Source organism: Dyadobacter sp. CY312 (assembly GCF_021390535.1).
Taxonomy (GTDB): Bacteria; Bacteroidota; Bacteroidia; order Cytophagales; family Spirosomataceae; genus Dyadobacter.
The window spans coordinates 135700-148426 of sequence record NZ_JAJUXG010000009.1; the positions used below are offsets into that span (position 1 = coordinate 135700).

Annotated in this window: 9 protein-coding genes; 6 read left to right on the plus strand and 3 right to left on the minus strand. The window is 43.0% G+C overall.

The genetic code is table 11. The features are described 5' to 3' along the window. Nucleotides 1-6 precede the first annotated feature (6 nt). Nucleotides 7-1107 carry an endonuclease/exonuclease/phosphatase family protein gene (locus LZG71_RS13670; protein ID WP_233821190.1) on the minus strand — a complete coding sequence of 367 codons (1101 nt, stop codon included), beginning with the start codon at nt 1105-1107 and terminating at the stop codon, nt 7-9. A gap of 162 nt (nt 1108-1269) precedes the next feature. On the opposite strand from LZG71_RS13670, the gene rimP reads away from it, so the two are divergent. The 4 genes from rimP (at nt 1270) to LZG71_RS13690 (ending at nt 6911) form a co-directional block, all read left to right on the plus strand. Then, nucleotides 1270-1752 carry a ribosome maturation factor RimP gene (rimP, locus tag LZG71_RS13675; RefSeq protein ID WP_233821191.1) on the plus strand — a complete coding sequence of 161 codons (483 nt, stop codon included), beginning with the start codon at nt 1270-1272 and terminating at the stop codon, nt 1750-1752. An 87-nt stretch (nt 1753-1839) separates the two neighbouring features. After that, nucleotides 1840-3081, plus strand: coding sequence for a transcription termination factor NusA (nusA, locus tag LZG71_RS13680; protein WP_233821192.1), 1242 nt, complete (start codon nt 1840-1842; stop codon nt 3079-3081). A gap of 70 nt (nt 3082-3151) precedes the next feature. Continuing rightward, nucleotides 3152-6292 carry a translation initiation factor IF-2 gene (gene infB / locus LZG71_RS13685; RefSeq protein ID WP_233821193.1) on the plus strand — a complete coding sequence of 1047 codons (3141 nt, stop codon included), beginning with the start codon at nt 3152-3154 and terminating at the stop codon, nt 6290-6292. Between the two features lie 220 nt (nt 6293-6512). Then, the gene (locus tag LZG71_RS13690; protein WP_233821194.1) at nt 6513-6911 is read left to right on the plus strand and encodes a response regulator; all 399 of its coding nucleotides are present in this window, start codon (nt 6513-6515) and stop codon (nt 6909-6911) included. Between the two features lie 31 nt (nt 6912-6942). Here the strand turns inward: LZG71_RS13690 and LZG71_RS13695 are convergent, their stop codons facing one another. Continuing rightward, the gene (locus tag LZG71_RS13695; RefSeq protein WP_233821195.1) at nt 6943-8256 is read right to left on the minus strand and encodes an MFS transporter; all 1314 of its coding nucleotides are present in this window, start codon (nt 8254-8256) and stop codon (nt 6943-6945) included. A 90-nt stretch (nt 8257-8346) separates the two neighbouring features. Then, entirely contained in the window at nt 8347-8802 is a 456-nt protein-coding gene (locus tag LZG71_RS13700; protein WP_233821198.1) for a hypothetical protein, read from the minus strand. A gap of 161 nt (nt 8803-8963) precedes the next feature. On the opposite strand from LZG71_RS13700, the gene LZG71_RS13705 reads away from it, so the two are divergent. Continuing rightward, complete coding sequence (locus LZG71_RS13705) at nt 8964-10577, plus strand: T9SS type A sorting domain-containing protein (RefSeq protein WP_233821200.1); 1614 nt, start codon at nt 8964-8966, stop codon at nt 10575-10577. 49 nt (nt 10578-10626) lie between these two features. Further along, nucleotides 10627-12636, plus strand: coding sequence for a thioredoxin domain-containing protein (locus tag LZG71_RS13710; RefSeq protein WP_233821202.1), 2010 nt, complete (start codon nt 10627-10629; stop codon nt 12634-12636). Nucleotides 12637-12727: the final 91 nt, after the last annotated feature.

Sequence of the window (12727 nt, forward strand, 5' to 3'; positions counted from 1 at the left end):
CCAACCTCAATCCCCTCTCACAACTTTATACGTACCAATCTGGGGATAGTGATCGGAGAACCGTACAGAATCCACGGTCCGAAACTGCAAGAGTTCAAGTTTCGATTTATCATAAAACTGGTGATCTATGCGGATAAAATAAGGTGCCTCATTAAATGTAAATCCGAAGCCACTCCCTTTTTGCTCAAAAGCATTTTTCAGAATCGACCGGCTTTTGCCATAGACGTAACTATAAGGCGTCTCGTTGAAATCACCACACACAATCACCGGATAGGGAGATGCCTTAACCCAGGATGCAAGAGCCGTCACTTCCAGTGCATGATTGGAAAAACCATGTTTGATACGTCGGGCCGTTAACTTACTTTCACGCATCAATCCTTTGAAGGTTCGCTGATTCAACAGACTATTCAATCTTAGTGTCATAGAAAACAAATGCACAGAAAGAACACGCACAGTATCTTTTCCAATCTTAATATCAGCCTGTATCATCCCATTCTGCATTTCAAACACAGTATCCCTGGACGCCACAATCGGATATTTCGAAAATAACGCCATTCCCCAGTAACTATGCGGTTGATTAAATTTGGTCTTACCCAGATATACTACATCCTTATAACCCGCCCTTTCAATCGCAGCTGTTACATCCATAGCCCCCGAACCCTTGTAATTAATATATTCGGGCAAACAGAGTACATCCGCACCCACACCTGTAACCCACTCTTTCATGCGTTCTTTATCCACGTTCAACTGCTCGGTGTTCCTGCCAGAACTGTGTTGAAAGCCATGCACGTTATAATTCATAATTTTAAAGCTCTTTTCGTCCGGAGAAGCCTCCTGTTCTTCATCTCTCAACTGGTAGGTCCTGGACATGAAAACGCACCCCAGCAAAAGCATAACCATTGGCAACAGTACATTCTTTTTCTTTCTGGCAAACAATGATAACAACAGCATAACCAGGTGCCCCGCAATTACGATGGGAAACGACATCATAACGAAGCCCCAGAACCAGCCGTCAAACGGGAACCAATAAAGTAACGCAAAACATACGAGTGTGTACAGGACAAAACATCTATAAAAGAACGAAAAGGTACTTGTTAATTTTTTCATGCAGCTATTTAAAATCACCAACAAAAATAGCCTAACCTTTCAGATGATAAAACCATAACTTGTACAAATGATAAAATAGTTATACCTTTGCATCATAATTCAAGTTGATCGGTTGATTGAGGGGGTCTTAAATCCCCTTTTTTATTTGTACCATAGCCATACATGTCAATAAAAGAGCATTTAGAAGTTTTACTGAATCCGATGCTGGAGGAAGGCCGTCTTTTTCTTGTAAACATCTTAATAAAACCTTCCAAGGTAAGTCAAAAAGTAACCATTCTCGTCGATAGCGACGAAGGAATAACCATCCAGGAATGTACATCCATTAGTCGGCGTTTGGCCAAACAACTGGAAGAACTTGAAGTATTTACCGAAGCATACACACTAGAAGTATCATCACCCGGTCTTGACCAGCCTCTCACCCTATTTCGCCAGTACCGGAAAAATATAGGGAGAAATCTTAAAGTAACTTTAAAGAACGGCGAGGTAGTTTCAGGCACTTTGACGGAAGCAGAAGAGGATCAGATCAAGATTCAGCTGCCCGAGCCTAAGAAGAAACCCAAAATAGCGGTGGATCCAGCGGAGATGATCAAAACAATCAGTCTTGAAGATATATCGAAGGCAATGATTGAGATTTCTTTTAAATAACTTTACACGGGCAGGTATCCAATCCTGATTTGTAATGAAGTATATAATATGTTTAACTTAGTATCAGCAAATATTCTTTAACATAAAATGGATAGCGGAGTATTAATAGAATCATTCGCGGAGTTTGCCAGTTCAAAAAACATTGATCGTCCAACGATGATCAGCGTGTTAGAGGAAGTGTTTCGTACCATGATCCGTAAAAAGTATGGCACTGACGACAACTTTGACGTGATCATCAACCCGGAAAGCGGGGATTTGGAAATGTGGCGGACACGTGAAATTGTTGATGACAATTCAGAAGACATCTGGGAATATAATAAAATCCCGTTGGCAGAAGCGCGTCTTATACAGGGTGACTTTGAAGTAGGCGAAGAAGTTGCCGAAGAAGTGAAACTTGTTGAATTTGGACGCAGACTTGTTCAAACTGCCCGCCAGACCCTTATCCAGAAAATTAAAGATATGGAAAAGGAGATCATGTATGAAAAATACAAGGATCAGGTTGGCGAAATGATCTCTGGTGAAGTTTATCAGACTTTGAGACATGAGGTTATTATCATGGACAGCGAAGGCAACGAACTTTCTTTACCACGGACTGAGCAGATATCAAAGGATCGTTTCCGCAAAGGTGAATCTGTGAAAGCAGTGATCCATAAAGTGGACATGAACAATGGTTCTCCAAAGATTACACTATCCAGAACATCGCCTGTTTTCCTTGAAAGATTGTTCGAAGTGGAAATTCCTGAGATATATGATGGAATTATTTCAGTAAGAAGAGTTGTTCGTGAACCAGGGGAACGTGCTAAAGTAGCTGTTGAATCTTATGACGACCGCATTGATCCGGTTGGAGCATGTGTGGGTATGAAAGGTTCAAGGATTCACTCAATCGTGCGTGAACTCGGTAATGAGAATATCGATGTGATCAACTACACGGATAATCTTGAATTGCTAATCAGCAGAGCGCTTAGTCCTGCAAAAGTTAGTTCGATGCAGATTGACCGCGATTCAAAACGCGTTTCAGTGTTCTTGAAGCCAGACCAGGTTTCGCTTGCAATTGGAAAAGGCGGGCAGAATATCAAACTTGCCGGTAAGTTGGTAGGTATGGAAATTGACGTGTTCAGAGATATTGAAGAGCAGAATGACGAAGATGTGGATCTTTCAGAATTCTCCGACGAAATTGAAGACTGGATGATCGCTGAATTGCACAAAATCGGTCTGGATACTGCAAAGAGTGTTCTTGCCCTGAATAAAGAAGAACTTGTAAGACGTACGGATCTCGAAGAAGAAGCTGTTGAAGAGATTCTTGATATCCTGCGTAAAGAATTTGAATAATATATTTGGATGAACTGACATTACTGTTGACTAGTCCGCAAATGCAAAACTTTTTCTATTAATTGCTAATATGGCAGAAGATAAAATGATGCGCCTTAGCCAAGTGGCACGGATCCTGAACGTGGGAATTACTACGATCGTGGATCATCTGTCTGCCAAAGGGTATAAGGTGGAAAGTAACCCTAATACCAAAATTAATTCGGATCAAATTGAGTTTCTTGCAAAGGACTTCAAATCGGACGACCTGAGAACTTCTACGGCTCCCAGACCTACTCCGACAGAAGCACCTGTCGAAACAAAGGAAGATAAGGTTAAGAGCGACGTGGACGGAATACTTTATTTCCGTAACAACGCAGCAAAACCCGCTGATGAAAAACCTCAGACTGAGGAAAAGGCTGAAACCGCACCTCCTGCTCAGGAAAACAGATTGCCCGGAATTAAGGTTGTTGGTAAAATAGATCTGGATGGGAAAAAACCGGTTTATACAGCTCCTGCAACTCCGGCGAAAGAACCTGTTGCAGAAACTCCAAAGCCGGTAGTTGAAGACAAGAAGCCAGAAGCGGCAGAAGTTCAACCTGTGAAGGAAGAAACAAAGCCTGAGCCAGTTGTAGTTCAGCCAAAAGCAGCAGAAGAGCCTGTGAAGGAACCTGTAGCTGAGCCTAAAAAAGAAGAGCCAAAAGTTGCTCCTGTTGAAGCGGCTAAGCCAGAACCGGTTGAAAAATCTCAGCCAGTGGAAAAGGCACCTGCTAAAACGGAACCGGTTGTTGCAGAAACAGTGGTTGCCAAGCCAGTAGAAGCTCCTGCTCAGCCTGCAAGTGCACCAGTGAGTGCTCCTGAGGCAAAATCGGAAGAAGCCGCTCCTGCGGAAGCATCAGGTTCCGATCTGATCGAAGCTCGCGGTGAGCAGTTACGCGGATTACGCGTTATCGGGAAAATTGAGCTGCCATCTGATAAATTCAAGAAAAAAGATCCGGTTGCATCCAGCAGTGATACAGCCGCAGATAAAAAACGCCGCCGGAAACGCAAGCGAATCAGAGACGGAGTGGTTACTCCCGGAGATGCGCGCCCTGCAACACCAGCGGCCGGAACAGCAACAGGTACAACGCCTAATCCCCGACCGAAAGAAGCAAATATCCCCCCCGCTACCGGAAACAGAACAGGTAATCGTTCGGCATCAGGTACTCCCGGAACTCCTGCGGCTCCTGGTACTACACCAGCTTCAACTGGTAGTGGAAATGCAGCCTCAAAAGGAGGTGCTCGCGGTGGTGCAAACAATCGTCGTGGTGGAAAACGTGAAGAAGTTTCAGACAAAGAAGTTTCGGATAACATCCGTGCAACTATGGCCCGTATGGGTGGTGGAGGAAGCAATTCCAAAGCTGGTGCACGTGGAAGAGGTTTAAGACGTCGTGACCGTGCAGATCAGAACGATCCAAATGCACACGAAGACGAAGAAACAAAAGTATTGCGCGTAACAGAATTCGTGTCTGCCAATGATCTGGCCTCACTTATGGACGTTACAGTGCAGGAAGTTATCTCGGTTTGTATGAGCATGGGTATGTTCGTATCAATCAACCAACGCCTGGATGCGGAAGCAATCACTTTCATCACCGACGAGTTTGGTTTTGAGGTTGCCTTCATCTCAGCTGAGGAAGAGGTACAGAATGACGTGGTAGAAGAAGTTGATTCAGAGGAAAGTCTGATCGAAAGAGCTCCGATCGTAACCATCATGGGTCACGTCGATCACGGTAAAACTTCCCTACTCGATTACATACGTAAAGAAAACGTTGCAAGTGGTGAAGCGGGTGGAATTACCCAGCACATCGGTGCATACAGTGTTAAAACAAAAGTAGGTAAGCAGGTTACATTCCTGGATACTCCTGGTCACGAAGCATTTACAGCGATGCGTGCCCGTGGAGCAAAAGTGACTGACGTTGTTATCGTTGTTATTGCAGCGGACGACAGCATCATGCCACAAACAAGGGAAGCGATTAACCACGCACAGGTTGCAGGTGTACCTATCGTATTTGCATTCAGTAAAGTAGATAAGGCTGGTGCCAACACGGAGAAAATTCGTGAAGAACTTGCCAATATGAACCTTCTTGTAGAAGAATGGGGTGGTAAATACCAGACGCAGGAAATCTCTTCGAAGTCAGGACTTGGTATCGACGAATTGCTTGAAAAAGTACTTCTTGAAGCGGAACTTTTAGAATTGAAAGCCAACCCGAACCGCCGTGCAAACGGAACTGTGGTTGAGGCCTCACTTGATAAAGGACGCGGATACGTTACAACTCTTCTGGTTGAAACAGGTACTTTGAAACTTGGTGACGTTGTACTTGCAGGAGCACATTTCGGAAAGGTGAAAGCCATGACGGATTATCTTGGAAGAAAACTAAAAACAGCAGGTCCTTCCATGCCGGTTCAGTTGCTTGGTTTAAACGGAGCACCTCAGGCAGGAGATCGTTTCAATGTCTTTGAAAACGAACGTGATGCCCGCGATATCGCTGTGAAGCGTGAGCAGATTCAACGTGAGCAGACGATCAGAACACGTAAGCATATTACACTTGAAGAAATCGGTCGTCGTAAGGCAATTGGTAGCTTCCGTGAGTTGAACCTGATTGTTAAAGGTGACGTGGATGGATCGGTTGAAGCACTTTCCGATTCGTTACTGCAACTTTCTACTTCGGAAGTACAGGTTAACATCATTCACAAAGGTGTGGGTCAGATCTCTGAATCCGATGTCAACCTTGCCATTGCATCTGATGCAATCGTTATAGGCTTCCAGGTTCGTCCTTCTGCTAATGCCAAGAAAATGGCTGAGCAGGATCAGATCGAGATACGCCACTACTCTGTCATATACAGTGCGATTGACGAGATCAAGGATGCAATGACAGGAATGCTTGCACCAACGATTGAAGAGGTTATCACTGGTAACATCGAAATTCGTGAGGTGTTCAAGATCAGCCGTATCGGTACCATTGCAGGTTGCTATGTTACAGATGGTTTCGTGAAACGCAGCAATAAGATCAGGATTGTTCGTGATGGTATTGTATTGCTAACAGGAGAGATCGACTCGCTGAAACGTTACAAAGATGACGTTCAGGAAGTGAGAAATGGTTATGAGTGCGGTTTGAGCATCAAAAACTTTAATGATATCGAGGTTGGTGATATCATCGAAAGCTTTGAACTACGTGAAGTAAAAAGGACTCTTTAAGTGGAAGTCTGATACAAATAAATATAGATGACCCGTCTGAACTTGATTTGGACGGGTCATTTGTTTAAAACGGGACAAAACCATTTAATGACCATCACTTCACCTCAGTCATTAGTCCGGGCAGGTGAGTAGCAGAGTTTCAAAATTGCCTTTTGGTTCTGCGTATACTTGCTGCAATTTTCTTACATTTATAAAAAAACTTTAGATAAGTTAACCTGTTATGGAAAAGTCAAAGACGATCTATTTAGCTGATGATGATGCAGACGATAGGTTTTTGATTAAAGAAGCCGCAAAAGAAATTGATCCCAACGTGACTTTTGTTGAAGCGGAAAACGGATCAGAACTAATGGAAAAGATCGAGAGTGATGAGATACCCGACCCTTCTCTGATTGTGGTAGACATGAATATGCCCGTTATGAATGGCTTGGAGGCAGTGGAAGCGATACGATCCAATCCGGATCTGGATGATGTTCCCGCTGTGATGCTGTCTACCTCCAACGATCCTGAGCTTGCAAATAAAGCATTGAAATCCGGTGCGAATGAAGTATTGGTTAAACCAAATACCTTCAAAGGACTTTTAGAGGTCGTAAAACGTATTATCAACTGGTTTCGTCCCTAAAATCAGTTCATTCAATTTTCTCAATGGCTTATTATTCCTGCCCGTTTAGCCCGTAACGATACACCTTAAGTGAAGGAATACGTGACAAAAGTATCAGTCCGAAAACGAAAATAACCAGCAATGCCAGAATACTATTTCGCATGCTGCCGGTAAATTGCTCCACCGCTCCGTAAATGAAAGTTCCCAGTACAATTGCCAGTTTTTCAGTAACATCATAAAAGCTGAAATAGGATGCCGAATCCGTCGTGTTTTCAGGGATTAACTTGGAATACGTCGCTCTGGACAGAGACTGCAAACCGCCCATAACCATCCCTACGGTGCAAGCAAGAACATAAAACTCCTTTGCTTCTGTGGTGTAATAGGCACCCGCACATACACCGATCCAAATCACAACGCCGGTCATCAAAGCATAGATGTTCCCTATCCTGCCCGAAAGCCAGGCAAAGACAAATGATCCCACAATCCCGACAATCTGAATGAGTAGTACGGTAATAATCAGGCTCTGTGAAGGCAGCATAAGTTCCGTTGCACCAAAGATCGTTGCCACATACATGACAGTTCTGAGTCCCATCGTATAAATGAAAAACGCGGATAAAAACTTGGCCAGGTAGGGCTGTTCCTGCAACTCAGAATAAATCTTTCTTAGTTCTGAAAAACCATTAAATAGCCAGTTTCCCGCCTTTTTCGCCTTCGATCTGTTTCCATCCGGTAAATAACGAAACGGAATTTGGGCGAACAATATCCACCACACACCCACCGAAAAAAAAGAAATCCTTGCAGGCATGGCTTTATTCTCAATACCATAAAAGCCAGGGGCGAGAATCATGCTCAAATTAAATAAGAGCAACAACACGCTCCCCAAATACCCCATAGAGAAGCCTCTTGCGCTATATTTGTCAAAATTATCCTCCGTAGCAATTTCGGGAAGATAGGAGTCATAAAACACAATGCTGCCACTCCACCCTACCAAACTAAGTCCAAAAATCAGCAGGGATGCTATAAGTGTGTCTTTTGTGAAGAAAAACAACAGCATGCAACTGATTGCCCCGGTGTAACAAAAAAACTTCATAAAGTCTTTTTTCCTTCCCGTAAAATCCGCAATTGCCGTGCAGAGCGGTATTAAAGCAGCAGTTATTAAAAAGGAAATAGAAACTGTATAAGAAAAGAGAACGGAGCTTTTTACACTGAAACCAAAAAAGTCTATTTCAGCACTTCCTGATGCACTCAGCGCTGTAGCACTAAAATAAACAGGAAAAATACTGGATACGATTACTAATGCATGTACCGAGTTTGCCCAGTCGTACATACACCAGGCATTAATGATACGGGGATTATTTTTTTGCATGAAAGGTAAATTTGACGCAAAATAAGAAAAGCGACAGATTATATCCGTCGCTTTTCAAAACAAATTCTTTACATACCACAAATGGTCGCACTATCTTACTACCGGTTCAAAAACCATGATGGCATCCTGTTCAACGCCGTTAACGGGCATTTTACGGGCAAGACGCATTTTACTATTCGTTAATTCCTGTAATCCAAACTCTCCTTTGAATCCATTAATATTGATATCCAATATCTTACCTTCCTGAATAATATACCACGTACCGCCATTAACTACCTGAGCATCACCAATTCCACGCGCAACAACTTTGTTTCCGGCCTGAAATTCAAAATTCATACTAGGTAGCGCCTTGGCCGTTGCATCCCACTGACCGGCAGGTATGGCTTTTCCTGACAGATCTGTTACATCTTTTAATGCCCATGGATAGTTAACAAGTATTTTATCCATTTCGGTTGGCTGTGGAGTTGCATTGTTATCTTTGTCCTTACATGCAGAGACTAAAAACAACACAAGCAATACCGGTAGCAGAGTGAAAATTCGTTTCATTTTTTTCTTTTAAACTTATTAAAATACTAAAATTTGTTGACCATCCTGCTCATTTTCAATCAAATTTGCTGCTAATCAGAATGGGATTTGCAATGGCTAATGATGAGCTTCTGCAAAATTAACGAATTTGTTCCGTCAATCTTATGACCTACATTACAAAAATGACTTCACGACAATACACTATTGGAATTATCCTTTTGATAATCAATTCGATCCAGTTGCAAGCACAAAACTGTGAACCAGCCTACAAGCTCACACCGCTGACAACGAACAACACAATAGACTGGAACAAATTCCCAAACTTTTCACTACCCTTCAAAGTGATTTACAGCGGTCCTCGTTTCGGGGATACCCAGTCTCAACCCCTAAAACATGGTTTCAGCCACATCGCCAATTATAGTGGAAATGAGCCGGGTTCGCTCCCGGTTAAAAACCGTGCTGTTCTTTGGTATGGCGTTGCTACCAATGCAGGTGATCACCCATGGGCAAATAATACGCTCCGCAGTCCCTGGGGAAATGATACCACCGCGTATCGCAACTATTGGGATGCTTATGCAAATACAGTACAAGCCGATATGGTATGTTTGGATGTGGAGCGTTTTCAAAGAGAAGACAGGGACATTCTTGCACTAAAATCAAATAATCAGATTCCTCAGCAATACAGGAATCTTTCGGATTCTGAATTTTTGTCGACTTACAAACGTGACATGCGTTGGTGGCACACAGAACCAATTAACAGGCTCAAAAACAAGATCGGCAATTCGGCCTTAATTTCGGCATACAGTGATGTTCCTGTGCGTAACACCTGGTTGAATATTGAGACTAACTCCTGGCAAAACTGGACCACCGACCTGGCCAGAACGCACTATCTTACTCAGGACAATTCCGGAAAAGTTGGAGGCAGCTATTACGACGCTATGGATATCCTTGCCCCTTCGCCATACTATTATTACGGATTTGATAATCCGTTTGGTAAGGATTACTTGTCCTATTTATTGTTTCACATCGAAGTGAATCGTGCATGGAGCGACAAGCCAGTTATTCCGTTCGTTTGGCTTCGGGTACACGACAGCTACGATTCTAAGACGCCATTCATTACGCCATTTATGGCCGAGGCCACAGCAATATTCCCTTTCTTCTCCGGTGCAGCAGGTTTATGGATTTGGGATAATCCATTTCTACCCGGTGACAGACAGGAAAACTATACGCCTTACGAACATTTTATCTATGGCTTATACCGATTGTCGGAATTTAAAGACATGTTTGAAGGACAGCACGAACTGGTGATTCCCATGTCGGCAAGAGATAATATGGCGCAGGGTGGTACAATTTGGAGAGGTGTTGTGAAGGGAGATAAAATTCTCATTGCAGCCCATAATCCCTACGCTGGCGACAATGAGGAAACTGTGGTAAATCTTTACCATGGTAACTGGAACAGACCCGTTACGTTAAAAGGCAAAGAGGTGTTCTTGTGCAAATTTGATTTGAATGACACCGTTAGCGGTACTGAATCTTTTCTCGCTGATGTTACGGTATTTCCAAATCCGGCTGGAAAGGATCTGAATATAAAAATGGTGGGTATGAACGGAATGAGTGATGTTGAATTTTCACTGATCAACACAAAAGGACAGGTCGTTGCCCGGAAAGCCATCAAGTCATTTACCGGGGAGGTAAAAGATTTTATTTCATTACCAAACCTTGCAGCGGGGATATACTTTGCGAAATTCGCCAGTAAGGATCGGATTATTACACGTAAAGTAATTGTCAACCAATAGGAACGATTCTTTTCTAAGTCCGCCTTTTTTGATCAAAATCCAATATCACATGAACCGTCTTAGCCAGGAAACAAGTCCATATCTTTTGCAACATGCCCATAATCCTGTTGACTGGTATCCATGGGGCGCTGATGCTTTGGCAAAAGCTAAAAATGAAAACAAACCTATACTTGTAAGTATTGGTTATTCGGCTTGTCACTGGTGTCATGTAATGGAGCGTGAATGTTTTGAAAAGGAAGACATCGCGGCCGTAATGAATGAGTACTTTGTCTGTATCAAAGTGGATCGGGAAGAGCGGCCTGACGTTGATGCGGTATATATGGATGCCGTGCAGGCAATGGGTGTTCGTGGTGGCTGGCCTTTGAATGTCTTTCTTTTACCGGATGCAAAACCATTTTATGGGGTCACCTACCTGCCGCCTCAAAACTGGGTGCAGCTTTTGAAGAGCATCAACAATGCGTACACAAACCATTATGATGAGCTGGTTGGGTCTGCGGATGGTTTTGTTCAAAACATGACGCAGTCGGAGGCAGAGAAATACGGACTGATTGCTTCGAATAATCCATACACGGTCGAATCTCTTGACTTGATGTTTGAACAGCTTAAAAAGAATTTTGACACGCATAAAGGCGGAATGGATCGGGCGCCTAAATTCCCGATGCCTTCGATTTATAAGTTTTTGCTCCGCTATTATGATCTGACACAAAATCCGGAAGCACTTGCGCAAATAGAACTGACTCTCAACCGCATTGCACTGGGCGGCATATATGATCATGTTGGAGGCGGCTGGACGCGTTATTCTGTTGACGAAGATTGGTTTATACCTCATTTTGAAAAGATGCTGTATGACAATGCTCAGCTACTCAGCGTTTATTCCGAGGCCTATTCCCTGACAAAAAATGAGCTTTATGCTGAACGTTTAAGACAGACCATTTCGTGGTTACAAACAGAAATGCGAAGTGATGAGGGAGGTTTTTATTCTGCTTTGGATGCCGACAGTGAAGGTGTCGAAGGGAAGTTTTATATCTGGACAAAAAGTGAACTGGAAGAAACCTTGGGGGAAGATTTCGACTGGTTCTCGAAGTTGTATAACATAAGCGAAAATGGAAATTGGGAACATGGCTACAACCATTTGCACCTGACTAACTATGTAGCGCAAACTGCGAAAGCATCAGGAATTTATACTGAGGGCTTTCAGGAAAAATATCAAAACGCAATTCAAAAACTGTTCACTAAAAGAACTGAACGCATTCGTCCGGGATTGGATGACAAAATATTGACTTCCTGGAATGGATTGCTGCTAAAAGGCTTAACAGATACTTATCGGGCATTGGGTGATGAATCCATTCGTACGATGGCTATAGGTTGCGGGGAATTTATTCATGATAAAATGACTGTGAATGGCTCCCTAAAACACAGCTTTAAAAACGGCAAATCTACAATCACGGCCTTTCTGGAAGATTATGCAGCTGTGATTGAAGGATATCTTGGATTGTATCAAATCACATTTAATGAAAGCTGGATTAACCGCGCTCAGGAATTAACAGATTACACGATTACTAACTTTTATGATAAATCGGACAGCTATTTCTATTTTACAGATAGTGAAGGAGAATCACTGATTGCACGTAAGAAGGAGCTATTCGACAATGTGATTCCGGCGTCCAATTCTATCATGGCAGGCAACCTTTATATACTGGGCAAAATTCTTGACCGGGACGATTACACAAGTTTGTTGGACAACATGTTATCCCGAATGGATAAAATCCTGAAAACAGATGTGCAATGGGTTACCAATTGGGGTGCATTGTATTGCCTGCGTGCCGCTCCAACGGCTGAGATTGTATTCGTGGGCAATGAAGCGGATGTTTTACGCAAGGATCTGGATCGTTTCTTTATTCCCAATAAAGTGGTACTAGGGACAACCACGTCATCCGAACTGCCTTTGATTCAGGAAAAAACAGATCGAAACGGCAAAGCTTTGATATATGTTTGTTACGACAAAACCTGCCAGTTGCCGGTTGAAAATGTAGAAGAAGCTTTGGGGCAGATTGGATAGCATTGTTATTTGAGTGCCTAAAAACAACAAAAATGGGAAAGAGCAAAACCGCTCTTCCCCATTTCAACAACATCCATCCTTACAGCCGAAG